General features: G+C 38.0%; 24 protein-coding genes. 3 read left to right on the forward strand and 21 right to left on the reverse strand.

Features of this window, described 5'->3' with window-relative positions:
• The first annotated feature begins 363 nt into the window (after nucleotides 1–363).
• Nucleotides 364–1,416, forward strand: a complete 1,053-nt coding sequence (locus SOS22_RS01945; protein WP_320596169.1) for an acyltransferase — start codon at nucleotides 364–366, stop codon at nucleotides 1,414–1,416.
• 457 nt (nucleotides 1,417–1,873) lie between these two features.
• On the opposite strand, the gene SOS22_RS01950 is transcribed toward SOS22_RS01945, so the two are convergent.
• The 19 genes from SOS22_RS01950 to SOS22_RS02040 all read right to left on the reverse strand — a co-directional run bounded on the left by SOS22_RS01950 (nucleotide 1,874) and on the right by SOS22_RS02040 (nucleotide 22,033).
• Nucleotides 1,874–2,065: a hypothetical protein gene (locus tag SOS22_RS01950; protein WP_320596170.1), complete on the reverse strand. Its 192-nt coding sequence runs from the start codon at nucleotides 2,063–2,065 to the stop codon at nucleotides 1,874–1,876.
• 423 nt (nucleotides 2,066–2,488) lie between these two features.
• Complete coding sequence (locus SOS22_RS01955) at nucleotides 2,489–3,613, reverse strand: 5-methyltetrahydropteroyltriglutamate--homocysteine S-methyltransferase (protein ID WP_320325073.1); 1,125 nt, start codon at nucleotides 3,611–3,613, stop codon at nucleotides 2,489–2,491.
• Between the two features lie 125 nt (nucleotides 3,614–3,738).
• Nucleotides 3,739–4,143: a VOC family protein gene (locus SOS22_RS01960; RefSeq protein WP_320325074.1), complete on the reverse strand. Its 405-nt coding sequence runs from the start codon at nucleotides 4,141–4,143 to the stop codon at nucleotides 3,739–3,741.
• Between the two features lie 190 nt (nucleotides 4,144–4,333).
• The gene (locus SOS22_RS01965; RefSeq protein ID WP_320596171.1) at nucleotides 4,334–9,043 is read right to left on the reverse strand and encodes an EAL domain-containing protein; all 4,710 of its coding nucleotides are present in this window, start codon (nucleotides 9,041–9,043) and stop codon (nucleotides 4,334–4,336) included.
• Nucleotides 9,044–9,305: 262 nt separating this feature from the next.
• Entirely contained in the window at nucleotides 9,306–9,485 is a 180-nt protein-coding gene (locus SOS22_RS01970) for a hypothetical protein (protein WP_320596172.1), read from the reverse strand.
• The gene (locus SOS22_RS01975) at nucleotides 9,463–9,879 is read right to left on the reverse strand and encodes a hypothetical protein (protein WP_320596173.1); all 417 of its coding nucleotides are present in this window, start codon (nucleotides 9,877–9,879) and stop codon (nucleotides 9,463–9,465) included. The genes SOS22_RS01970 and SOS22_RS01975 overlap by 23 nt, the downstream gene beginning before the upstream one ends.
• A gap of 244 nt (nucleotides 9,880–10,123) precedes the next feature.
• Nucleotides 10,124–10,825: a YoaK family protein gene (locus SOS22_RS01980; RefSeq protein ID WP_320596174.1), complete on the reverse strand. Its 702-nt coding sequence runs from the start codon at nucleotides 10,823–10,825 to the stop codon at nucleotides 10,124–10,126.
• A gap of 31 nt (nucleotides 10,826–10,856) precedes the next feature.
• Complete coding sequence (gene brnQ, locus SOS22_RS01985; RefSeq protein ID WP_320596175.1) at nucleotides 10,857–12,170, reverse strand: branched-chain amino acid transport system II carrier protein; 1,314 nt, start codon at nucleotides 12,168–12,170, stop codon at nucleotides 10,857–10,859.
• Between the two features lie 50 nt (nucleotides 12,171–12,220).
• On the reverse strand, nucleotides 12,221–13,183 hold the full coding sequence (locus SOS22_RS01990; RefSeq protein ID WP_320596176.1) for a type I phosphomannose isomerase catalytic subunit: 963 nt from the start codon (nucleotides 13,181–13,183) through the stop codon (nucleotides 12,221–12,223).
• A gap of 20 nt (nucleotides 13,184–13,203) precedes the next feature.
• Nucleotides 13,204–13,401, reverse strand: coding sequence for a type II toxin-antitoxin system HicB family antitoxin (locus SOS22_RS01995; protein WP_320325081.1), 198 nt, complete (start codon nucleotides 13,399–13,401; stop codon nucleotides 13,204–13,206).
• Between the two features lie 71 nt (nucleotides 13,402–13,472).
• Nucleotides 13,473–13,763 (reverse strand): HU family DNA-binding protein, encoded by a 291-nt coding sequence (locus tag SOS22_RS02000; RefSeq protein ID WP_320325082.1) that lies wholly within the window; start codon nucleotides 13,761–13,763, stop codon nucleotides 13,473–13,475.
• Nucleotides 13,760–14,758 (reverse strand): NAD(P)H-dependent glycerol-3-phosphate dehydrogenase, encoded by a 999-nt coding sequence (locus SOS22_RS02005; protein ID WP_320596177.1) that lies wholly within the window; start codon nucleotides 14,756–14,758, stop codon nucleotides 13,760–13,762. Before SOS22_RS02005 ends, SOS22_RS02000 begins: the two co-directional genes overlap by 4 nt.
• Nucleotides 14,759–14,767: 9 nt before the next feature.
• A complete protein-coding gene (gene der / locus SOS22_RS02010; RefSeq protein ID WP_320325084.1) occupies nucleotides 14,768–16,075 on the reverse strand; it encodes a ribosome biogenesis GTPase Der in 1,308 nt (435 codons plus the stop codon).
• Nucleotides 16,076–16,089: 14 nt separating this feature from the next.
• Nucleotides 16,090–16,749 carry a (d)CMP kinase gene (gene cmk, locus SOS22_RS02015; RefSeq protein WP_320596178.1) on the reverse strand — a complete coding sequence of 220 codons (660 nt, stop codon included), beginning with the start codon at nucleotides 16,747–16,749 and terminating at the stop codon, nucleotides 16,090–16,092.
• Between the two features lies 1 nt (nucleotide 16,750).
• Nucleotides 16,751–17,650 carry a hypothetical protein gene (locus SOS22_RS02020; protein WP_320596179.1) on the reverse strand — a complete coding sequence of 300 codons (900 nt, stop codon included), beginning with the start codon at nucleotides 17,648–17,650 and terminating at the stop codon, nucleotides 16,751–16,753.
• 80 nt (nucleotides 17,651–17,730) lie between these two features.
• Nucleotides 17,731–18,600 (reverse strand): DegV family protein, encoded by an 870-nt coding sequence (locus SOS22_RS02025; RefSeq protein WP_320325087.1) that lies wholly within the window; start codon nucleotides 18,598–18,600, stop codon nucleotides 17,731–17,733.
• Nucleotides 18,597–19,199, reverse strand: a complete 603-nt coding sequence (locus SOS22_RS02030; protein ID WP_320325088.1) for a VanZ family protein — start codon at nucleotides 19,197–19,199, stop codon at nucleotides 18,597–18,599. Before SOS22_RS02030 ends, SOS22_RS02025 begins: the two co-directional genes overlap by 4 nt.
• 69 nt (nucleotides 19,200–19,268) lie before the next feature.
• Complete coding sequence (efp, locus tag SOS22_RS02035; RefSeq protein ID WP_320325089.1) at nucleotides 19,269–19,829, reverse strand: elongation factor P; 561 nt, start codon at nucleotides 19,827–19,829, stop codon at nucleotides 19,269–19,271.
• A 272-nt stretch (nucleotides 19,830–20,101) separates the two neighbouring features.
• Nucleotides 20,102–22,033: an FAD-dependent oxidoreductase gene (locus SOS22_RS02040; protein WP_320596180.1), complete on the reverse strand. Its 1,932-nt coding sequence runs from the start codon at nucleotides 22,031–22,033 to the stop codon at nucleotides 20,102–20,104.
• Nucleotides 22,034–22,159: 126 nt separating this feature from the next.
• On the opposite strand from SOS22_RS02040, the gene SOS22_RS02045 reads away from it, so the two are divergent.
• Entirely contained in the window at nucleotides 22,160–23,395 is a 1,236-nt protein-coding gene (locus SOS22_RS02045) for a PucR family transcriptional regulator (protein ID WP_320596181.1), read from the forward strand.
• A 35-nt stretch (nucleotides 23,396–23,430) separates the two neighbouring features.
• Here the strand turns inward: SOS22_RS02045 and hpf are convergent, their stop codons facing one another.
• Entirely contained in the window at nucleotides 23,431–23,958 is a 528-nt protein-coding gene (gene hpf, locus SOS22_RS02050) for a ribosome hibernation-promoting factor, HPF/YfiA family (protein ID WP_320596182.1), read from the reverse strand.
• Between the two features lie 237 nt (nucleotides 23,959–24,195).
• Here hpf and SOS22_RS02055 point away from each other — a divergent pair, with 237 nt between their 5' ends.
• Nucleotides 24,196–25,146 (forward strand): TIGR01212 family radical SAM protein, encoded by a 951-nt coding sequence (locus SOS22_RS02055; RefSeq protein ID WP_320325092.1) that lies wholly within the window; start codon nucleotides 24,196–24,198, stop codon nucleotides 25,144–25,146.
• Here the strand turns inward: SOS22_RS02055 and tyrS are convergent.
• Nucleotides 25,125–26,357 carry a tyrosine--tRNA ligase gene (gene tyrS / locus SOS22_RS02060; protein WP_320596183.1) on the reverse strand — a complete coding sequence of 411 codons (1,233 nt, stop codon included), beginning with the start codon at nucleotides 26,355–26,357 and terminating at the stop codon, nucleotides 25,125–25,127. The two genes, SOS22_RS02055 and tyrS, sit on opposite strands and share 22 nt — an antisense overlap.
• Nucleotides 26,358–26,699: the final 342 nt, after the last annotated feature.

The following is a 26,699-nucleotide window of genomic DNA, read 5'->3' on the forward strand; positions in this document are numbered from 1 at the left end:
TTTATATAAATCTATTTTATTACATAATATATATTATGCGAAGTAATAGATTCGAAAATTGATCCTATTACTAATGTGTTCTCCTTTATGAGAGGAAAGAAATCATATATCTCTTTCCTGTCCTCTTTACAGGGATGAGAATACAAAAGAAAGGACCACAAATGAACATCATAAGATTCCATCTTTCCATCACTTTGTGCCATTCTATATGCAATACATTTGTCCTGCTAATCCACAAATGATTTATCTCTATCTTATTGTCCGTTTCCATTCTTTGCATTTTTTAAAAATATTTATTATTTTATAAGCATTTATTTATCTTCATTTTAAGTTTATCCGGTAACTTATGCATGAGGTGATGATGTGAATAACTGGTCTATTTTCAGTAAATATCGGAATCAGATCTTTGGATTGGCAAGTTTAAGTATTATCGTTTACCATTTGACCAAAGATATTGAAACATATCACATCCATGGAACATGGGCTACATTCAGTTCAGTCTATCAAACATGGATTGGTGCCTGCGGTGTAGATTGGTTTCTATTTTTATCCGGTATGGGTTTGTTTTTTTCATTACATAAAAATCCAAATATTATTTCTTTTTTCAAACGACGCATTCATCGTTTATTGATTCCTTATATTTTAATTGGAATCACATATTGGATACTTTATGACCTTGTTTTGAACCATAGTTCTTTATTGGCATTTATGAGTGATGTTTGTTTTGTAATGATCTTTACCCCTACTCATCATATTCAATTTTGGTATGTTTGTTTTGTGATCGTTGCTTATTGTATGTATCCACTCCTATTTTCTCTGTGCAATGGAAAACATGAATCTCGTAAACTATGGATTGGCTTCGGTTTGATATTGAGTAGTATCTACGTATTGTCTCAATATAACTACTACATGTATTATCATACACATGTTTTCTTTACCCGTTTTATGATTTTTTACATTGGTTGTATATGTGCTCATAAAATCTATCAAAAAGAATCCATTTGTACATTCGATTCATTATTGTTTACCCTGGGCATACCATTAAAGATCTTATATGAAACTTTGCCGTTAGTGTATTCCCCGATCCTTTATCGATTTGTTGAATGTTTCTGGGCACTATCATTATTATATTTGATCATTTATTTTATGAAACATTTAAAAACAAGTCAATTTTTGGAATTTTGTGGGAAATGGTCACTCGAAATCTATATGTTGCATATTTCGTATCGCTTGCTATTTAAGATATTGATTTATGATCAAACCCAAATTCCTTTTGTAGGAGTCCATGCTTTGGTCATCGCATGTACTTTTCTTTCTATTCCTATTTATAACGAGATACAAACGCAATTATTTCACATATATCGTAAAGAAAAATGTATCTTTCCAACTATTTGCGATATATACAAAAACTCTTAAATCCAATTTCATACTAGGCTGTACACATTAAAATCGTATGTAATGAAAACATTCATCCGATATTCATTGTCTGGGTCTTTTCATAAACAGCAGGCACATAGACGATCGCACTTTTCTCATAGTTTTTGCCTTTAAAAGTGATTGGATAGGTAACCTTTCCCCAATGACCATTGCGGATGGAAGAGGCATTTTCTTGGATCGATCATTGCTTCTGTTTATTGGCTTCTACCAGATCGCACAATGAAACATTTTCATTGCGATATCGCGCCGTTGGATTCGGTTGTTCATATCCAAGAACAGGATTCATTTGGATGGCAAGTTTGGACACACATGAATACAAGCTTGACAATTTTCTGGGGTACGCACGGCAGATGATTTTCAAGATGAATACAACCAACCGGACATAACGATGTACAAATACCACAACCAATACCATCCTCGGTAAAGCGAAGTCTGCTCAAATGGTTTCAGACTGATTTGCGACATTGTTCAAATAATTTTGATGTACCTGTCGATTGGAATCCGCCACAACTTCATGATCATTTCGCTTTGTTTGAATGTCTTTACGAATATTCTCAAATTGAACATCCACATGTTTATCCATGGATGTCTGTTGAACCCTTTCAAAAGCTGGTAAAAAATTATCCATTATCAAGATCGTATGAATATAGTTCACTTGTTTATGCACTTGTTCAAATCCTTTTGTGCCAATTCCACCGCATTGGCATGACGATTTCCATATGTTAAAACTCAATATATATCGTTTGCATCAAACGTTGCTCTCTGCATAAAATCTTTGACCATTTTTGGCATTTCATGCCCATATATCGGACTCACTCCTCTTTAAAATGAAGATCTGAATGAATCATTTGTGGAATACTATACGAGTTTTTATCCAATTCTGTTGCTGAAAAAAATGCGTACTGACCTCCCACAATCATATGTATCCTACCGGTCCCATTTCTTCTTTATACAATATTAGATCTGCATACGAGTATTCATTTTTTGTATTGCATAAAAAAATGCCGATATTACTCGACATTTGATCCTATTTTAATTTTTTGTCAAACGGTCATTCAACTTGCCAAACTTCTTGAGCGATTTCTTTGACTAATTTTAATTTTTCCCATTGTTGGTCTTCACTCAATTGATTTCCAATCTCACAAGACGCAAAACCACATTGTGGACTGAGATACAAACGATCCAAAGGAACATATTTGGCCGCTTCATGGATACGAGCAATGACTTCTTCTTTGTTTTCAAGTTTAGGTGATTTGGTCGTCACTAGACCCAATACCACTTTCTTATCATTGGTTACTTTGGCCAATGGCTCAAAGCCACCAGATCGTTCATCATCAAATTCTAAATAATAAGCATTCACATTTTCTTGGCCAAACAACACATCGGCTACGGGATCATAAGCACCACTATTGGCATATGTCGAATGAAAATTACCACGACATACATGTGTATTGATGATCATATCTTTTGGAGCATTCGCAATGACTTGATTATTGATATCTTTATATGTTTTTTGGATATCCAATACACCTTCTGGGCTCACGCCATAGGCTAAATGACCATTTCGATCGGCCATCATGCCCCATGTACAATCATCCAATTGCAAGTTACGACAGCCTGCATTGTAAAGATCTTGAATGAATTTTCCATATCCCGCAACAATATCGGCCACTAGATCTTCATCGGAATCATAATATTTTTCGGTAGCCAAACGGTTAAATGGCATTGTAAATTGAGCTAAAAATTGCGCTGGTGCCGGAATGGTTTGTTTCGCAATCGTTGTTTCATCTTCAAATTGTTTCACAAAGGAAAAATGATCCACAAACGGATGCTTTTTGGAAAGACCAACCTTTCCTGTAATATATGTATCATCAATCATGGCTGCTTCATCATGAAATGGAAGACCGGTCTTCGTTGGTGCGTGACCGATTCCATCAAATGCCCACATAAAGTCTAAATGCCAAGTTGCTCTACGAAATTCTCCATCTGTGATCACATGATAGCCTAGAGATTTGATCTTGGTGATCAATGCCGTGATAGCTTGGTCTTCCACTTCTTTTAATTGATCATAGCTCAACAAGCCTTGGTCAAATTGGGCTCTGGCTGCTTTTAATTTTTCAGGTCGTAGGAAACTTCCTACATAATCATATCGAAAAGGTGTTTGTAACTTACACATATCTTATTCCTCCTATCAATGAAACTATTATATTTTATATTATCTTTTTCGTATAATATGATTAAACTAGTATTTATATAGTTTCAATCTATAGGTCAATTTAAAACGCCTTTCCTTACGCTTTTTTATGGATTCAATTCCTGAAAAAACTCTATTTCTTCTCCAACCGGTCCAATACAAAAGGCCATTCGTAAAGAATAAGGTGGATTGCTTGGAAGATTCACATTATTTGGTCCTTTTGTGATGGGATATCCCGCTTTTCGAACGGCATCTACACATCCATCCACATCATTTGTAGCCAACGCAAAATGACGAATGGTTCCTTGTGGCAGATCATCAATATCTTCTGTAAACACTTCGATGCCACCATTTCCTGTATCAAACGTAGCACAAGGATGTTTGTCATCTCCCCAACTTCTTAAGATGTCTAGACCTAAGGTCGTCACATAAAATTCTTTTACTTTCGTAAATTCTTCTTTATTCTTGCATTTGATGCATACGTGCTCAATTCCTTGAATGAAATCTTTCATGATCCATTTCCTTTCTTTTTTTATCAATGGTACTACTTTTCTCAAAAATCATCTTCATTTGACTAAGAACCCCGTCCTATGAGGAATTTTCAATCATTTTTTTATTCAAAAGATATTGTACATGATGTGAGACAGGGGGCAAATTGGTAAATTTAATATTGGCATTCACAGAAATAAGTCCTATCCGATATCATCGATCTTCTCGTCTGCGACGGAAGCTATGTCCTTTATCTTGATACATATTTAAATCGGCTTTCGTAAGCAGGGCATCAAAATCCGTTACTTTTCCACGAATGTATGCATAGCCGATGGCCATGCTGATGCCATTGATAGTTGCACTATCTCGCATATGCCGAATCAACAAAAGAATATCTCGTTGTTCAAGGTCCTCTGTCACAACAACAAACTCGTCTCCACCCGTTCGAAAAACGCAATCTTCGCCTGCACATTCCATGAGAATTCGCGCGGATTCACGGATCAGCATATCGCCAGCATGATGGCCCTTGGTATCATTTGTATTTTTTAATCCATTCAAATCGATGGAAATCACACCTAATATGCCATCTCCCTGCCATGTTCGGATCCTCTGCTCCAATGCTCGACGGTTTCCCGCACCGGTCAGTAAATCTATTGTACTTTGTCTTTCCAACTCACGTATACTGTTTCGGTTACGAACCATCACGGCAATGAAATCCGTCAATGTTGAATAGATCACGCTGCCTCTACGGAAACTTTCTTCGGATGGGTTGACAACCATCGTAAAGCCTTCTGTCTGATTTTGAAGTAAAAGTTGGCCAGATATAAAGCTTTGCAAGCCATGCATTCTTAGTTTAAAATCTGGATATTCCTTTTGAAAGGCCTTCATATCGTGAACCATGACCAGTCGCTCGGAAACAAATCTTGTATACAATGCACGTAGTTCTGTTCTTGGTATACTTTGCAGTTCTTCCTTCAATGGAATCACACCCGGTTTGGTCCATTCATAGGTAGCACTGACCGTATTGTCATCTCTTTCTTCAAAAATGAGGAACCGCTCTGGCTGCATGTATTCTGCAATACTTGACATTGTCATCTCAATGCCTTTTTCAGGATCTTCCTCTTCCATGCCACGGGATATTGCCTCATTGGCTCGCATCTCCTGATAAAACATCTCACGATCACCCGCTAACGTATCCAAGTACTCATTTATATTAAACGCAAAGGTAACCTTCAGTGTACGCTTTTCCCATATGGTCAAAAACGAACGGATAATCAGATTATCGCCTGTTTTGTGATTCATATGAGATAATGAGAGTGCACGATCCATTCGAAGCATCAAATTGGGACAATTCTTGCATGGCCCGTCATATCCTTCCAACGTCTGATAACAGAAACATCCTTTCAAACTGCATTCCCTGTCCAATCCAACATCATCTCGGGCAGCTTGATTCATATAGACAAGCTCAAACGTTTTGGGATCACTGATGATCACTCGTTCCGGTAAATCATCCAACAACTCCCGACGGACATAGATTCGATCCTCCGTATAAGTTCTTTCTCCATATGCTTCTTTTTCCGCACTATGCAGTCGACGAATCAGAAGTTGAAACATTTCATCAAGACTCATGACTTCAGAACCATAGACAATGGCATGCGTCATCAAAAGATTGATCTGAATACCAAGTTTTCGACACAATGATGGAAAGATTCCAGAAATTGTAGTCAGTTTTTCTTCGATTTGTTCTGCTTTCTCTCTTTGGCTGAAGCAAAGAAAACAACAAATTCCAATTCTTGCGATGGCCCAACCTGGTGTTAATTCTTCTCGAAGTGTTTCGGTAAGTTTTTCCAAAATGACTTTCGCATTCTCACTATTGTCACGCATCAGTTCAGCATACATAGGCACATCAATCAAAAGGCCCACATAATCAAGCTTTTCTATACGATATAGATCCGCATATAACAAGCCGGCTTCAATCGCTCCACGAAAGCTAAGAACGTCCGTTTCCTTATCAACCAATCCTAGATGCAATTCATCATTCTTTTTATCCGAACTTGTTTTATGAACCATACCCAATGTTCCTGCAAACTCCTTATCCAGATACCAGGGGATGCGTGAAATTTGAACTGGTTTGAATCGACCACCTGTCAACATCAACTCTTCCACTTGGGTTGTCGGATTTCCCAAATGAGGCTTCTTTTCTTTATCGGAATGCTTGTCAAGTAAAGGGAAACTGAAACCAATTTCTTCCTCGGATTTACCAATAAAATCGGATGTATCATGAAAATCTTCCATTGTCTGAAGACTTTTGCTGGCACCAAGAATGCGACCTTTCTGATCTTTCCAGTAAAATAAATATGGCGATGTTTCGCAAAGTACACGAAAAAGACTACTCTCTATCCTTGTTTCTAGTTGAATGGTGTCCGTTGTTGATATGCCAAAAGATTGGCAGAAGATTGGAAGTAGAGTGTTTCTATCTCTCTTGCACTCCCATATATCTTCGCGTTCACAAAGCAGAATATTCTTGGTCGCGCTCTTGTAGATCATCAATGTCTCGAACACTGTCCATCGAAAAGTGCCATCTGCTTTTCGGATGCGCAAAAGTTCGGTTTGGACAACACCTTCACTTTTTGTCTTTGTTTCTATATTTGCAGGATCAATAAATGCCGCAAAGCGTGCTCTATCATCTGGATAAACCAGCGTTTCAGAAAAATAAGCCAAAAAATCCTCAATCGATTGAACAGGTTCCGGATTCAATTCCGGATGGTTGGATCGCAGGATCTTAACTTCACCTTTTCCTCGTTCCATCACATAAAAGCCCTCATAGAATTGGAAGATATCACGCAGTGTATTGTCTAAGGTTTTCGCCTGTTGAATGGCTTCGTTGTTGCTGATATTGTAAATATGGGCTTCACCAATCCAGTGCTCTTCATCTCCAGCAATCCAACGAACACTAACCCTCATATATTGTCCATTATCGGCATAGGTCAGGGTTTCCTGGGATCTGGAATGCAACGCTTTTATCAAAAGTTGCTGAAACCTTCCTCGAAATGGATAGCTTGAATCCATAAGATACGCATTGGCTTCGTCCATCCCTTGCGTTCCCGTACTTCTCAATTCTCTTTTGTAGGCATCATTTTCAATAAGAAGTTCAATATTGGTTCCATCAAAACGGAAAAGTGCAGTGGGAGAATCCGAAATCACGTTAACACTTTCGGCAGCATCCATCAAATGAGCTTCCTCCGATTGCTCAAATTGGAGTCCCCTGCCATGATTAAAAGTAAATGTATCATCATATCTCATGGGCTTTCCATAGTAATAGCCCTGAATACGTCCACAACCAATTTTCTTTAAAAAAGAGACCTGCCCCTTTGTTTCGACGCCTTCTGCCAGTGTCTGTACACCCAGCATGCGCGCCATGGTGACCACCGAAGTGATGATTTGTCGACTTCGATCATCAAAATGACTGAAAAAACCCATATCGATTTTGATCACATCAAAATGATAATTGTGAAGCGTATTCAATGAAGAATATTCACTTCCAAAATCATCCATCCAAACTTGATAGCCAGCTTGCTGAAACTGAAAAACGACCTTGGACATGATCATTTTATTTTGGAACATCACTCGCTCCGTAATTTCAAAACAAAGCAATGTTCTTGGAATCTGATACCGCTTTACCATCTTCTCAATGGTATCCAGTGGATTGGCCACATCAAAGTCATATGCCGAAAGGTTCATGGAGACAGGAAGCAATGGTAGACCATTATCCATTCGATCTCGGATCACACGGCAAACTTGCTCCAAAACATACCGATCCAGTCGGTTGATCAACTGTGCATCTTCGAGAACCGGAATAAATACATCTGGAAAAATCATACCTTGTACCGGATCTTCCCAACGTGCTAAAGCTTCATAGCCACTTAATTTCCCCGTAAGGGTTCGAATCACAGGTTGAAAATACACCTTGATATAATGTTTTTCCAATGCCTCACCAAAATGACGTAAGATATATGTTTTTTTGGCAAGCGTTTTTCCCAACGATGATCGATAAATGGCAATACTTCTGTTTCCGTCCGTCTTGATACTGTCACAAGCAATTTTCGCCAAATCGAAAGCATGTCTCAACGTTTCGATTGAATCTTTTTCCGTAGGCTTATAAATACCTACTTTCAACTGGATTCCATCGTCATTGATAAAGCTATTTATTTCTTTACAGACTTGTTCCAATTTTGTCTCTAGATCATCCGATGGCAACAATGCAACAAAATGATCCGCTGTTAGATGCCCAACCAAAGCATTAGGAAAACATCTCGTAATCGCATCTGCGATTTTTTTCAGGCACAAATCGCCTTGTTGCATGCCATATTGTCGATTGTATTCTTTAAAACTGGTCAAGTCGAAACTGACCGGACAAAAAGCGCGGACTTCCGGAAATGATTTTCGCTTTTCTGCCTGTTGGAGTGCCTCCTGGAAGAAATCATGCATCCCTAGAACCCCTGTTTTGTCTTTTGTCTGCAGATCATTTGTGATTTGTTCCGATGGAAACAGCAAGATCACAAACGTTTTTCCAAAAGAAGTTTCCTTGAGCGTGCCCACACCCACGGCTTTGCGAAAATGACCCTTTTGTGTCTGGTAGTGAAAAGAAAGCGTAAAATGAGCCGGATTTACACAAGCAATCTCTGATAGCGGCTTGTAATCCTTTTCTTCCATCAGATTCTGATATTTTGACGAGCAAAATTGTAAAAACGTATCCACATCTTCACATTCAAAAAGAGATGCAGCTTTCTCGTTTGCGAAAACGATCTCCTCCGTTTCATTCGCAAGGACAAAACAAACCGCTCCTTCAATTAAATCAAAATATTGTTCGTATTCTGTACGCAGTTGCTGCTGCTTAGGTACCATATTTTTTGTCTTATCCATGCCAATCACTCCTAGTTGGTCTATTTCTATTGATCAATGAAAACCATTTTCTACTAATATACCTTACACATATTAAAATTTCCATTTTTATTTTCCTTCGTTAAATCTTTAATTCAATCAATGGACAAACCAAAAATCATGGGCATTTTATTTGATTGTATGCTTATTTTTTTATAAATGGTTTTGTACCCAAAATATTTGTATCCTCACAGATAGCGACAATCTCGTACAAAAAATGCTGATGATTGCATCAACACGCTCCTTAGTGATCATAGACCATATGATCAAAACGTTTCATCGCAATGATGCCCATGCCTATGATCCATACAATAATACCAGTCAAGGTAAAAAACAATGGCAGACTCAACGTCTGTGGAGTCATGATGGCACGAATGGCTTCATGGATCCAAGTCAACGGATCAATCAAGGTAATGATTTGCATGATCGGTAAGGTCGCCAATTGATTCCAAGTATAAAAGATACTTCCAAGAAATACCACGGGCATCAAGAAACCAGGAAACATAGACGCAATTTGACTGGATTAACGATGGTTCCAACAAGTAAACCACCGGCGTTTTGATGACTCTGATATCACGATGACCAAGATGGATAATCATATTTTCATAGAGATCATGAATCAATGGGCGTGTTGTGAAGGGAATGACTTGATCGGGTTCTACCTGGTAGAGATGATTGGCCATATCCATCATCACCTGCACATATTGTTTCCGATCCCTTTCGGTTACCGATAATGCCAATTCTTGATCATTGGGGTGCATCCATACTTCATGAAAAAAACCCATTCCTAACGCATGATCTAGATGACCATGACTCAATGGGCTTTTGGGTCAATGATGGACCAATGCCAGAAGATCAAACGTTCTCGTGCCTGTATCGATCAAAAGAGCCGATTCATCACCTTCTATATGATATGCGATTTCCGTTATAACTTCATTTTGCATTGTTAAAACTACCTCCTATCCAAACATGTTTTCTTATCACTACAGAGTCCGATTTTATCGTAATATACGTTTTCTGATTTTCCATGCTTTGCTTAAAAAAAAAGACACATCGTGCCTTTTAATGTCCATGGGGAATCTGTTCCAAGGAATCCAAATTATGATCTTCTTTGATGAATTGACTCAATAAAATAGCTAAGGGAATCAAAGTGATCCAAATGGCTTTTCCAAGATATAAGTGACAGAAAACTGTACCAATCGTAGCTCCCGACAAGAAACAGACAAGCATACGGATATGTTTGAACAATTTCTCGCGATGACTTGTATCTTTTCCCTTGATCTCTTTCGCAAGGCCAATGCCAATCTGACGAATATGATTGGTCGCAAATGTTGTGGCCATGGGTGTTCCTTGTGCTTGTCGAAAGGTATTATATTGCATTGAAGCAATAAAATTAATGGCTACTTGTGAGATTTGTACAGGTGCACTCTCCGGAATGAATCCCAACCCCAAAACAACCAACATTTCGATGAACAACAATAAAGTATCCCAACGAATCGAAAGTGTATGTTTGATAGGATTTGGCAATAGTTCCGAAACCAAAGATCCCAACATATATGCACCAATCGGAATGACATAGTATAATCCATGACGGATATTACCGGATCCCAATGCCATGCCCATCAAAACAACATTCCCTGTTTGTGCATTACAAAAAACATTACCTCGCAATACATACGTAAAGGCACCATAATATCCAGAAATGAGGATTAGCGAATAAAAAACCCAATTTTTTTCACACATCAAATACTCTTCTGATTTCATTGATTCTTTTCACCCCGCATGAAATATCCTATCATATTTTATTTTCTTTGCGTTTCTTTTTTTTAAAGATACATCCAAGGATCAAACCTATCAACATAGGGTAGAGCCAACCAAAACCAATTTGAAATAAAGGAATATGTGCATTCGCATAGGTGATCCATCCAAATGAAAAGGGTAAGGTCCGGATGCATTCAATCAAAGAACCAATCAAAGTTCCGCTCATGGTCCATCGTGCAACGACTTTCGATGTTCGAGTTAAAGAGAGCAACACCAACATAATGGCTAAAGGATATAACAACATTAAAATAGGGACCGAATATTGAATAATGGTGTCCAATCCCAAATTCGCAATCAACAACATACAACCGCTAAAGAAGAAAACCCATTGTTTGTAGGAAATGGATGGAAACATCTCATGAAAGGTCGTTGAAAAACTGGTTGCTAATCCAATATCTGTTTTCAGGCAAGCAAATAACACAATGGTTGCCAAAAGGATCATTCCTTGTTGAGAAAAAAAGTGAACCGCAATATGAGATAATACGATGCCTCCATTGCCGGCTAAAGTGGAATATCCTAGGCTATATGCGCCAACCACAGCCGTTAAGATGTAGATGATGGCCATCATCACCGAACACAAGATACCTGCTTTTAAGGTATTGTTCGCTATTGCTTTCGGATCGGTGATCCCATATTGTTGAATGACCTGAACTACAATAATACCAAATGCCAATCCAGCCAAAACGTCCATCGTATTATATCCGTTTAAGATGCCTTGCATCATCGGCGCCGTGGCATACAGTTTAGTGGAAGGATGTAATGGATAAGGATGCGATAAAGCCTGAATTAAAAGAATGGATAGGATGAACAAAAATAATGGATTTAATAATTTACCGATGCAATCCATAATTTTACCGGGACGAAGACTAAACCAAAGCATGACTCCGGTAAAGAGCAAAGAAAATAGAAACAGAGCCAATTGTGGTGATATCCGATAGGTAAATAAAGTATTGAATCCCATTTCAAACGGGACCGTTACACAGCGTGGTGCTGCAAAAAAAGGCCCAATCGTCAAATACAAAAGACAAGTAAACAAGAAGCCAAATCGAGGATGGATTCGTGAACTCAGATCCAATAGACCATGACTACCAGTGATTCCAAGTGAAGCAACCGCCAACAAGGGCATTCCAACGCCTGTGATTAAAAAACCAATTACAGCGGGTACGATATGCGTTCCCGATTGCTGGCCTAGATATGCAGGAAAGATCAAATTTCCTGCACCAAAAAACAATCCAAACAACATGCTGGATAATGTGATCATTTCTTTTTTTGTCAAATGTTTTTTCATTCCTGCCTCCATGAAAAAATGGACCAATTCTGATCCATTTTATTCTTCGATCATAGTACAGTTTGAATCCAAGTCAGATTGCCACTCATTTCATACTTGCCATCTTGTGCCGGGATAAAAACCGAATCTCCTTTTCGTAAAGGAAGGACTTGATCATCATAGGATAGGGCCCCTTGTCCATCCAATATGGTAAGACCTTGAAAACTCATTTTTGTGACGGTTTCCGTATAGGTTGTATCCACATGATATTTTGTACAAGTAAAATAATTATTTTTGGTTAAAACTTGTTCTGTATACCCATTCTTCTGGATCAAAGGTCCGTCTGCTTCTCCATTTTTACCAGATGGCGTTAAATTAGAAACATCGACAGCTTTATCAATATGCAATTGGCGTGGCTTGCCATCTTTACCAACCCGTCCAAAATCATAAACACGATAAGTTGAATTGGACGATTGTTGAATTTCAGCAATCATTAATCCGGCACCAATCGCATGGATCGTTCCGGCTTGAATAAAGAAACAATCCCCTTTTTTGACATGTACTTTATTCAAATAATCACAAATCGTATCATCTTGAATATGCGCTCGATATTCTTCTTTTGTCATTGGTTCTTTTACACCATAATATAAGAAAGAATCTGGATCTGCTTCCATGACATACCAAAATTCATTTTTGCCAGGTTCATGTTCATGTTCCCATGCATACGTATCATCCGGATGCACTTGTATGCTCAATGGTTGTTTCGCATCAATAAATTTGATTAAGATAGGAAATGTTGCATCCTTGGCTGCTTTTGTGCCCCACAGATCTTTTGCATGTTGATCAATATAATCTTTAAACAACATACCATCGTAGGCACCCCCAACAATGGTACTGCTCCCATCTTTATGAGCCGATAATTCCCACGATTCAGCCACCGGATCACAATCTGCTTTCTTATCATATTCATCAATTAAGCGACGACCACCCCAAAGATAATCTTTGAATGCGGGTCTTAATTGTATTACTTCCATAAAAGAATCCTCCTAAAACATTATAGAAATAAACATGCAGAAAAACAAGCAAATCCTGAATGCATGGCACCTTGTTTCCATATAGCCAATTCATGATAGGCTTTTTCGATTGCATGAGGCATCGTTTTGGCTTTTGACATGCATCCAGGCAAACCATCAAAATACACGATAAAACCACCGGTATAAGGATCTTCTTTGATGATCAAATTATATTCCATTCTTATCACCTCTACAGGTATCCTATCGTTTTATTTGACATTCTTACTGTCATAAAAAAAGAAGTAGCGAACTACTTCTCATTACATTTATTTTTTAAGGTTTGTGATGGACGAAATTTTGGTAATTTTGAAGAATGAATCATCATTTTTTCTTTCGTAATCGGATTGATTCCCATTCGTTCTTTACGATGAAAAATTTCAAACTTTCCAAAAGACGTAATATCCACATTGCCATCATCTTGTAATGCTTCACTCATTTCATCAAAAATGATATTGACCGCCTTCAATCCATCGGCTTTTGAAAGATTCAATTGCGTCGAAACACTCTGTGCAAGAGAATCCTTATTTACAAATTTACTCATCGAAACTCCTCTTTCAAATCGCGCAACATCAAACTATCTGCACACGTATCTGGTTTTTTATGATTATATAGAATTTGGTACACTTCCTCACAAATCGGCATAGAGATATGATTTTTTTCAGCCACACGATGTACGATCTTAGCGGTACGAACACCCTCTACCGTTTTGGTATTGTTGGCCCAAAAGTTCTCCACGGTATTTTCCTGACCAATTTGATATCCACACTCAAAATTTCGTGAATGCTTGCTAGTACAAGTTACGATCAAATCACCAATTCCGGTCAATCCCATAAACGTTCGTTCTTGTCCACCAAAGAAGGTACCATAACGAACCATTTCTTGAAGACCACGGGTAATCAAAGCAGCTCGCGTATTGTCTTGATAGCCAAGGCCCGATAAGATACCTGACGCAATGGCCATGACATTTTTTAATGCTGCACCCAGTTCACTACCAATTTCATCCGATCCTGTATAAATACGAAAATACCGATTCGAAAACAATGTTTGTACTTTTCGTGCATCTTCGATCTTTAAACTGATGGCATCAATGGTCGTCAACTGACGAATCACTACTTCTTCGGCATGGGAAGGTCCAATCAAAGAGACGACCGAACTCAATTTTTCCAAAGATATCGATCGACGAATGACATCGCTCATTCTCTCATTTGTTTCGGGATGAAAGCCTTTAGAAACATTGATCACGATCGTATTGGGTTTTAAATACTCGTTGATTTTCTTACACATATCCTCGATTGCAATGGTAGGGACAGCTAATAATACAAAATCCACACCGGCTACGACCGACAAATCACGAGTTGCTGTCAATAATGGATTTAATTCTGTCTCTTTGAAATATTTCGTATTGTGATGATTTTCATTGATATCACTGACTTCCGCTTCATTACGGCCATATACGATCACATCTTGTTGATTATCTGCCAATACTTGTCCTAAGGCTGTTCCCCAACTACCACTACCTATAATAACTGTTCGCATATCTACCTCTTATGTTCTAGCACGTGCCAAAATCTTGATGGGCGTGCCTGTAAACAAAAATGCTTCCCGCAATTTGTTTTCAATATATCGTTGATAACTAAAGTGCAATAATTCTGGATCATTCACAAACAAAACAATGGTTGGTGGTTCGACTGCGACTTGTGAGGCATAATAAATCTTCAGCTGACGGCCATTATGCGGCTTAGGTGGATTTAACATCTGCGCATCTAAGATGACATCATTCAATACATTGGTAGGGATCCTTAAGCAGCAAGCATCATGCACTTCATTGATCAAAGGAAGTAATTGATTGACCTTGCTATGGGTCTTTGCTGAAACAAAGACAATGGGAGCATAATCCAAATACAAAAATTGATTGCGAATCTTCGTTTCAATTTCGTGCATGGTTTTCTCGTTTTTATCGACCGTATCCCATTTATTATAGACAATAATGACACCTTTTCCTGCATCATGAGCCAATCCAGCCACGTGTTTATCTTGTTCTCGAATGCCTTTTTCGCCATCAATCAAGAATAAAGCCACATCCGAACGATCGATGGCTTGTAAAGCACGTAATAAAGAATATTTTTCGATATTTTCATAAATCTTACCGCGCTTGCGAATACCCGCTGTATCAATGATGATATACTCTTGACCATCATATTTAAAAGGTGTATCGATGGCATCTCGCGTCGTTCCTTCGACATTGGATACAATGACACGTTGTTCTTGTAATATAGCATTGACCAAAGAACTCTTGCCAACATTGGGCTGACCAATAACACAAAAAGAAGTGATTCCATCATAGGAACGCATTTGCTTTTCGGGCAATAATTCCATAATTTTATCCAAGAGATCCCCAATCCCAATGCCATGGGCTCCCGATAAGACCATTGGATCACCCAGGCCCAATTGATAAAAATCATATTGCATCATCTGCAGGGTTTCATTATCCGATTTATTCACAGCTAAGATCACTGGTTTTTGGGCTTTTTGTAGCTTTCTTGCAATCAAAGCATCATCCGAGGTCACACCTTCTTTAGCGCTTGTTAAAAATACGATCACATCGGCTTCTTCAATCGCAATATCCACTTGCATATTGATTTCATCACCGAATGCCTGATTCTCTAATTGAATACCGCCGGTATCAATCAAACGAAATGATTGTGTCAACCATTCCACTTCACCATAGATACGATCACGAGTTACCCCCGGTGTATCATCGACAATGCTTTTTCGTTGACCAATCAAGCGATTAAAAACCGTTGATTTTCCCACATTGGGACGACCAACAATGGCGACTGTTCCACGTAACATAGCGAATCTCCTTTCTATTTATCGATTGGTATCAATTGTAAGATTGCTTCAACAACTTGTTGAATATTCATCTGTGAAGTATCAATTTCCGTTGCATCGTCTGCTTTTTTCAGTGGACCAATGGTTCGATGGCTATCTTGATAATCTCTTTGTTCAATATCATGTAAGATCTCATCATAATTGGCATCAATGCCTTGACTTCTATATTCTTTATATCGACGATCTGCACGAGCAGATGGACTGGCTGACATAAAAATTTTCACTTCGGCATCTGGTAATACCACGGTACAAATGTCACGACCATCCAAAATATATCCTTTTTCTTTGGCTATTTCTTGTTGTAAGGCAACCATTTTTTTACGAACGGGTTCTAAAGCAGCCACTTTCGAAGTTGCCATGGAAATTTCATTGGTACGAATCGCCTTCGAAACATCCATATCATTTAAATACACTTTTTTGTGATCAAAACGAATATGAATGTCAGCTAAAGCCTGATTGAGAGCATCTGGATCGTGGACATCCACTTGATGTGAAACCAAGTAATAAGCAACACAACGATACATAGCACCCGTATCCAAATGAATCATATGTAGTTTTTCAGCAACAATATCAGCAATTGTACTTTTTCCTACACCACTGGTTCCATCAATCGCAATATTTATTTTTTGATCCATGTTAAGCACCTAAATTTTTCATCATCATATAGGTTGCTCCAATGGCAATCGCCAACAAAATAACAAGAATAATCAATACTACATTCAAGATCGTACCGGTTCGATTTTTCGCTTTTGGTTTTGGCTCCTTAACCGGCATTTGTTTCTTGGCCTTTTTCTTCTTTTTAGCTTTCTTTGGCTTTTGTTTTGGCTTTTCTACCGGTTTTTCCTCAACCGCAACAGAATCTGAAACTTCTTCTGGACGGGTAATGGTTTCTTCATCCTCTTCATAAGCATCTGAACTATCTAGATCGTCATCATCAAAATCAAAATCATCATGTGTCAATACGATCTTTTCTTTGGTTGTTTCTTTGACGGTTTCTGGTTTGGGTTCTTCGATTGGTGTATCTACCACAGGATGTACAGGCAATGGCTCATCACGCATAGGTAAAATATCGGTACCATCTTCATAGTCAACTGTATTTTGTTTTGGTTTTTCATCGACCTTTTCCTGAATCTTTGAAATAGGTAGTTCCATGGTCGATCCCAGCTCTTCTTCTTGTTGCTCCATGGGCATAAAATGCTCATTGCGATGCATGGCTTGCGTACCATCCAATTGTTTTAAGATATTGATTTGGGTATCATCCGATACCGTATTGCCATTTTCAATATTGTATTGTTTGACCTCATCAAACAAATGATCCATCACTGGACTGGTTGGTAATTCTTGTGTGACCGTATGCAAATTTTCTTCTCTTTTTCTTTGTGGTTGATCTGCATGCGATAAGGTTTGATTGACCGAAGCAACACGACTCAATCGTTCTAAATTTTTATTTGTCGAAGGTTGTTGCGTTTGTGTCGTTTCACGATCTAACGATTCCCGCAATCCTTGATAACGTTTCATTCTTGAATATTTAGCCATAATGACCTCCCGATTTCATCCTATTAATTATACGAAAAAAATAACTATATATAAAGGAAAAAAGCCTTTTTTCAAGGCTTCTAGCGAACAGTCGTTCCTTCCACGATTGGTGCATATTGCATCGCAACCGATTTCATTCCCGCATGTGCATTGATGACTGGTGATAAAACATCTTCTTGCCAAACGGCCGTTGGAAAATACTTTTTCAACTCTTGTCGAGCCACTTCTTTTCCTTCAGGATTGCGTGAATCCATCAAAAAGAAAACATACTTATCCGGATCATCCACATCTTCGCAACAAAACTTAACAGCTGTCTTGACCGATTTTGTCATCGTTCGAACTTTCGCTCGCATTCCTACTTTTCCTTGGGTGCGATACGAAACTTCACAAATCGGTTTGATTTGCAGCATACCCGCAAATTTCGCTGCAAACGGTGTCAATCGACCACCCTTAGCTAAATGATTCAGATCATAGGGTTCTAAATATCCTTTGGATTTTTCGATGGAAACATTTAAACGACGCACGATCTCATCAGGATCTACCCCTTTTTCAACAAGCTCTCTGGCAGCTTTCGCCCAATATCCCTCAACCGCTAATGTTGTATAGGTATCCATCGTATGTACTTTTATACCATATTCACGTCCTGTGGATTCAACCAAAGCACGAGTCCCAGATAGTCCTGGTGACATATGAACAGCAACAACATCCGTGACACCATCTTTGACATATTGTTCAAATAAAGCGCGGGCACGAGCTGGTTTTGGCTGACTTGTCATCGCATACGCTCCCGTATCCATGATATCAAATAAGCCTTCTGTCGTGATATCGATACCATCATCATAGGTTTTGTCCCCTATGTATATTTGCATAGGCAAAATATCAATATCATATTGTTTTCCTTGTTCCTGTGTCAAACAGCCGCCACTTTCGGTTACAACGCGAACTTTCATACTTCTTCTTTCCCTTCTTTATTTTCATGATCACTTTTTTTATGTGCACATACATAAATAATTCCACCAACGAAACCACCTAAAGTGTTATAGAAGATATCAGATAACTGAAATGAGCCCAATTTCAATAATAGCTGTAAAAATTCAATACATATAGAAAACAAAAAAGAATATGTGATGGAATGAACTAAGATCCAACGAGCCTTATATTCTTTCATTTGGGAGATCATCCAAAAATATAAAATCGTAAATGGAATAAACAAAATAAAGTTTTCAATACCTTCTGTTTGGATATGACCTTCACTATCATACAAGCTCCAAATACCCAATACATTATTCAATGGATCGACCCATAATTGTCGACATAATAAGGTACGGAATAAGATCATAGCACAATAAAAAGCAAAATAGAAAACATACCGATAACTTTTATGTTTTTGAAAATTGGTTAAGAAAATCTTAATTGCTCGTTTGAATCCCCCGTTTTGTTGAGCAAACATATATAAAAACATAAATAAAAAAGCAAATACCAATGCACTGAAAAATTCTTGGTATAAACTTGCCAAAACATTGGTAAGAACATTACTAAAAATTTGCATTCTATATCCCCCGTGGTGCTATCTTATCATTATTTACATCAAAAAAAAAGAGGTCATGCATGACCTCAATTATTTTGCACGACCCGAATACTTACCATCTGATGTATTGATGACGATCATTTCATCTTGATTGATAAACAAAGGCACTTTTACTTGTAAGCCTGTTTCCAAAACCGCATTTTTCAATGCAGATGTAGCTGTATCACCTTTGACAGCAGGTTCAGCTTCCACAACTTGTAAGGTTACTTTATCTGGTAATTGAACCCCTAAGATCTCCCCTTCATAACTTGTGATATTGACGATATCTTCTGGTTTCATGAATTGACGCTCCCAAGTTAAACGATCCTTTGGAATTTCAATTTGATCATAGGTTTCATTGTCCATGAAGACCAAAGAATCTTCTGTATCATATAAATATTGCATCTCGCGCTTTTCGATTTCGGCTGGTTGTACCTTTTCGCCACCACCCCAAGATAATTCAACATTGCTGCCAGTACGTAAATTACGTACCTTTGCCTTAACGACCATTGCACTACGAGCTGTTTTGTTTTGAGATGTATCTAATACAACATAAATGTCATTATCTACCGCAATTGTTTGTCCGGGTTTCAAATCATTTGAACTAATCATATTCTTTTCTCCTTAACCTTTTCCATTGTATAAAATACGTTTTATTTGTCAACTCAAACCTTTCATGCAAAGTAAAAGACGTCCAAAGACGTCTTTTACAATACCGAAAGGAATCGATATGAATAAATATCCCACATACGTTAAGGAAGGATGCGTCGCATGTGAGCATTTGAGATTGAGCCTGATCTCAAACTTTATCCATTCACATAATACATTATTTTTTAAAAAATGTAAACACTTACACTAGAAATAAATAAAATATACTTAAAAAATCATAGGTGGAATGCTACAGCTGCCGCTTCTTCGGTTGCCTTGTTGGCTTGTCCAGCTTGTGAAGCATCACCAATCACATAAACTTCTGGACATAGATCTTTTATCTCGGCTTCCAGTGGATTATAGGATTTGGATCCCATCGCAATGATGATACTATCAAAGCCAGTCGCTTCTTTTTCTTTATGATCCTGTTCATAGACAAGGCCATCCTTTGTGAACTTTTTAATGGTAGCTCCTAAAATATAGGCGGTATCATTGGAATCAAGACGTGCTTTTAAGTGTGTGCCCACACCTAATACACCATAATTGATGGTAGGAATCTGATCGATGATGGTACTATGACGACCGGCCCGCTCTCTTAAGAAATCGGCACATTCCAATCCAACCAAACCACCACCGACGATCAATACATTGTGACCGACACGAACTTTACCCTCAATGACATCATTGGCCATAAAGACATGTTCACCATCAATGCCTTCAATTGGTGGTTTTGACTGTTTTGCACCTGTCGCTAACACAACCGCATCAGGATGTAAATCGGCAATCAATTCTTTTGTAGCTGTGGTATTGGTCATATATTCAACGCCTTGTTTCTTTCCTTCTTGGATCCAGAAACGCAATGGATTGGCCAATAAAGATTTAGCTGGTGGCAATGCGGCAATGCGGAATTGACCACCCAATTTTTCTTGTGCTTCAATGACCTTCACTTGATGTCCTTTTTTGCTGGCAACATAGGCTGTATACAAGCCAGCTGGACCAGAACCAACCACAACCACATTTTTCGGATGATCCACTGGATCAAATGTATATTCTGCTTCATGTCCTACACGTGGATTGACCAAACAACAAGCTTGTAAATGATTGGGATCCGTCATATATCCCATACAAGATTGTAAACAGTTGATACAAGGAGAAATTTCAGATATTCTTCCCTCCTTCGTTTTATTCGGAAATTCAGGGTCAGCTAAAGATTGTCTGGAGATGGATACAAAATCGGCTTTGCCTGTTTCCAAGATATCTTCGGCAATTTCTGGGGTATTGATACGATCAATCGCAATCACCGGAATATGTACACTTTCACGAATGGCTTTGGCATTGTTTGCATTAAATCCCATCGGTTCATCTTCTGGTGCGGACATCCAATCTAAAGATGCATAGGTACAAATTGTCACTTCGATGGCATCATATCCAGCTTCCTCGAAATATTTCGCAAAAATCTTGGTATCGGAAATCGTCATTCCTCCAGGTACTTTTTCTTCACCCGACAATTTTATGATGACAGGATAGTCGTCTCCACATTTGCGTTTGACATCCTTGCAGATTTCACACGCAAAACGAGCACGGTTTTCTAAACTACCACCAAATTCATCAAATCGTCGATTGGTAAATTGAGATAAAAATTGCTGGACTAAATAGCCATGGCCAGCATGAACTTCCACACCATCAAAGCCTGCTTTTTTTGCTCGCAAAGCAGCATCACCAAACATATGGATATTATCCCAAACTTCTTCTGTCGTGAGTTCATGGGGCACTTCATCAAAGATTGGACAAGCTAATGGAGAAGGGGCAGATACTTCATGTCCTAATATGGTTTTTGTATATTGTCTTCCTGGTTGATGCAATTGTGGAAATACACAAGCTCCCTGCTGATGGATCGCATCGGTGACTTCCTTCCAAGCTGCAATATGCTTATCATCACCTAACGAAGGCTCAAATGGTGTACAAAATTCACTATCCTGTACACGTGTGACCTCAGTGATGATCAAACCATATCCCCCTTTGGCACGTGCTTCATAATAGGCTTTTGTTCGTGCAGTCGGGGTACCACCCAATTCAGCAAAACCAACACCCATGGCTCCCATCACAAAACGGTTTTTTAACTGTAAAGAACCAATTTGACCGGGTTCAAATAATTTGTCAAAATTCATTTTTATACCTCCTGTTGATTGAACTATACCTATTTTAATATTCTTGTTATTTTTTTCACATGTCAAAACAAACGAATTGTTCTATAATATTTGTGCAATTTGCACAAACGAAAGGAATAAAATTCTATGCTCGAAAAAGAAAAGATTGCCTTATTTGATATGGTGACTGCCGATTTAAGTTTTTCTTCTTTGATTGAAAATATTCAAAAAAAGATATTTGATAATCCCATCATGATCACAAATACCTATTTTAAAGTGATTGCCATGAGCACCGATACCGATTTTAATGACGATGTCTGGAATTATGCGAAAAAGTATCATTGCTGTTCAAAAGAATCCATTCTTTCCTTTCGAGAAGATTCTGCATCCAAACGATTGTTTTCTCAAAACAAATCCTTTTTATATAAAACAAATCTAGGAAAGAATATTCCACGGATCTTAGGTCGGATAGCTAAAAATGATGTTGTATATGGCTATATTATTATTTTTGAGATCAATCATAAACTGGAAGACATCGATATACAAAAATCAAATTTGGTATGCAAGGTCTTGAGCCCTCTGCTTGATGGCAAAACAACGAACGATTCCATTTACAATTCACGTAGAGAATACTTTTATTTGAACTTATTGCATATCAACGAAAACAATAAATTAGAGATTGAAAATGAGATTCTTCAATTTCAATGGGATTTTAAAAGTTATTTTCAAGTGTTATCCATCATTTGTCCAACGGATAAAAGCCACTATATTTATTTAAGCAATGAAATCAATAAGATTGCACAAGATGTCACTTCTTTTATCTATGCAGATCAGATTTTGACCGTGCTTAATTTTAATGATGAAAATATAAAAAACACGTACATCAAACAAATTCAACAACTTCTGATCGACTTTCCAGTAAAAATCGGAATCAGTCGAACCTTTTATGATTTATCCGAGCTCAAAGTATATTTTCATCAAGCCCTACGTGCTCGAGAACTTGGTGTATTGATCCATAAAAATGAAATCCTGTATCCATTTTATCAATATGAATATTATGATATGATCGCACATTATCCATCAAAAGAATGGCCTTCTTTGATATGTAACGAATATCATTTATTAAAAACATATGATACGGTCAATCACACACAACTCCTACAAACTTGTATTACCTATTTTTTAACTGGATCCAAGGTATCAAAAGCCGCACAAGAATTGGGAATTCATAGAAATACTTTGTTATATCGTTTATCCACGATTGAAGAAATCATCCATAAAAACAGCAGTAATGTTAAAGTATTAGATCTAATTTATCATTCCCGTTTGATCGATCAACTGATGCAAGTTCAGGATAGCAGCATCTATGACCCGGATTCTTAGAAAGTTTCAAAAAAAGAAGTAGAGGAAAAATTCCTCTACTCCGTTTCAATCAATCCATAATCGCCATCTTTACGTTTATAGACAACCGCAATTTTTTCTGTTTCATCATCGGTATAAATGAAGAAATCATGTCCTAATAATTCCATTTTCATAATGGCTTCATCTAAGCTCATTTCTTGCGGTTCAATGGATTTTGTCTTGACGACTTCATCGATATCGTCTTGTCCAGATTCTTCTTCATCAAGGAATGCCTCTGCTAAAGATAATCGATTCTTTCTTTGCAGACGTGTTTTTTGACGACGAATCTGATCTTCTAGTTTGTCAATGGCTAAATCAATGGCAGCATACAAATCATCATCTACAACTTCAGCACGTAATATTGCATATTTTGTTGGAATCGTGACCTCGATTTTCTGGCCAACCGGATAGGTCCGAATCAACACTTTGGCAGTGACGTTATCGTCGATCAAGAAATACTTCGTCAAGTGATCCAGCTTTTTGTTGACCTTTTCGGCAATAGCCGGTGTAACCTTCACGTTTTTTCCTACAATATTAACTTTCATAATAACACCTCCCAAAGTTGCTATTGTTTCTACAAAAAGTATACCATATTTCATTGGGTATGACCACATTCTAGCTTCCCAAGCTTAATCCAACGTTAAACCCTTGCATCTTTCATCTTTTTATTTCGTACTAGATTCATTCCATCATAGTTGCTATAGTGGAATAGCTAAAAACTTATGGTCTTATCTGTTATTGGATCCAATCATCCATATAAAGAGCAATAAAAGGAGGACATCATGAACAATCCGTATCCCTATTCCGATGACAATAAGCGTTACCAAACGATGAATTATTACTTTAAACATGCCTATCGACATAAAGTAGCCAAAGTTCCCTTAAATGCAGGATTTACCTGTCCCAATCGAGATGGTACAAAAGGAATGGGTGGTTGTACGTTTTGTTCGGCTTTGGGTTCTGGAGACAGTATTCTTCATTTTCAAGATACTCTTTCGATTCAATACCAAACGGGTCTAGAGCGCATGCGACAAAAATGGCCCCATTGTTTAGGTTTTGCCTATTTCCAATCCTTTTCCAATACGTATGCACCATTGGATGTTTTACGATCCATCTATGATCCATTTTTTAATGATCCGACGGTGACAGGTGTAGCCGTCGCCACACGAGCCGACTGTTTGGAACCCGATGTACTGGATTATCTCGCTAAACAAGCTTCAAAAAAAGAAGTCTGGATCGAATTGGGCTTACAAACCATTCATGAAAAAACTATGAAACATCTCAATCGTTGTCATGGTACACAAATTGTCTGGGATCAACTAGCAAAAATTCGGCATACACCCATCAAAACATGTGTCCATTTAATGAATTCGTTACCTGGTGAATCCAAAGAAGATATGATTGACAGTGCCACAGCCGTTGCTGCTCATCATCCCGATGCGATCAAGATCCATATGTTACATCTATTAAAAGGAACCCAATTAGCCAAAGAATATGAAATCCATCCCTTTCCGATTCTTTCTTTAGAAGACTATGTAGATATTGTAGTATCGCAATTGGAAGTCTTACCACCCGATATGATCATTGAACGATTAACAGGTGATGGCTTAGCCGATGAATTGATCCTGCCCACTTGGACAATAAAAAAGACCATCGTTCTCAATGAAATTGATAAACGAATGGCCCGTTTGGATACTTATCAAGGTAAATATTATTGTAGTTCCAAGCAATAGTAACGTTTCTTTCCTCGGCGAATGATCACACAACCATCCACATAGGCATCTTTCGAAGAAATGATGGCATGCACATCTTGTACTTTGACACCATTGACACTGATGGAATTTCCTTTGATCCATTCACGTGCTTCTCGTTTGGAAGAAGCAATATGTGTATTGACCAAAACATCTTCTAAGATTTGGTTATCTGGACAAGATGTTTTTTCCATATTCTTGACTGCATCATGACGTTCGGATGTATCCAAATCCGCCAATTTTCCTCGGAATAAAGCATTGGTAATCTTTAATGCCGAATCCAAAGCTTCTTGACCATGCAGATCACGGACAACTTCACTGGCTAAGGCTTTTTGTGCTTCTCGTTTATGAGGTGCTTCTTTTAAGGATACTTCTAAGGCATCAATTTCTTCTTTGGTAAGGAAGGTCAATTTCTTTAAATATTCAATAACCTTGGCATCTTCCGTATTAAACAAGAATTGGTATAAATCATATGGACTGGTTTTTTCTGGATCCAACCAAACCGTTCCCGTTTCACTCTTACCAAACTTCGTTCCATCGGCTTTGGTGATCAAAGGCATTGTCAAACCATACGCTTTGGCATCGGCTCCGCATTTTTTACGAATCAATTCCAAACCGGATGTAATATTGCCCCATTGATCTTGTCCACCAATCTGTAAGGTACAATTCTTCGTTTTGTATAATGTATAGAAGTCTAATGACTGCAAGATCATATACGAGAATTCCGTATAAGAAATACCCGATTCCAAACGTTTCTTGACCGTTTCTTTATTCAACATATAGGTAATGTTGAATAATTTGCCATAATCACGCAAGAAATCAATGATCGTGATATCTTTGGTCCAATCCAAGTTGTTGACCATGTCAAAACCAAATAATTTTTGAATCTGATCATGAAGGGCATCAAAATTATGTTTCAAAACTTCTGGTGTCAGCATTTGACGCTCGCCAGTCGCTTTAGGATCCCCAATAAAACCGGTAGCCCCACCAACCAACATGATCGGATGATGACCATGTTGCTGCAAACGTTTAGCCATCAATAAGCTCGAATAGTGACCAATATGTAAACTATCTGCGGTTGGATCGGTACCAATATAGAATGTTACCTTTTCCTTATTGATCACATCTTTCACTTCTGGACTGGTGACATTATCAATCAATCCACGCCATTCTAATTCTTCAAAAAGTTCCATGTCTTTCTCCTTCTCATAAAAAAAGAACAAATCATCGAAGGGACGAAATGTTCGTGTTACCACCCTAATTTATCTAAAGATCGCTCTTTAGACCTCAGTGACTGTTGCCAGTTCATCCTTTAATGCAGGATCTACAAGCAGCTCCCAAGCTGTATTCCATAAACGATAGACAGTTTTTCACCCACCAACTGCTCTCTTGACCATCGACCCTATGCCTTGTCTTGTTCTTTGCCTTGGTTGCATCATACCATATTCATTCTCTGAAAGGCAAATAGTTTTCTATTTGTATATAGATTTTATCAATAGATCTTATAAAAAGAATTAATATTCTGTTTCTGCCTC

The sequence above is a fragment of the Absicoccus sp. genome, from assembly GCF_034090965.1.
Classification (GTDB): Bacteria; Bacillota_I; Bacilli_A; order Erysipelotrichales; family Erysipelotrichaceae; genus Absicoccus; species Absicoccus intestinalis.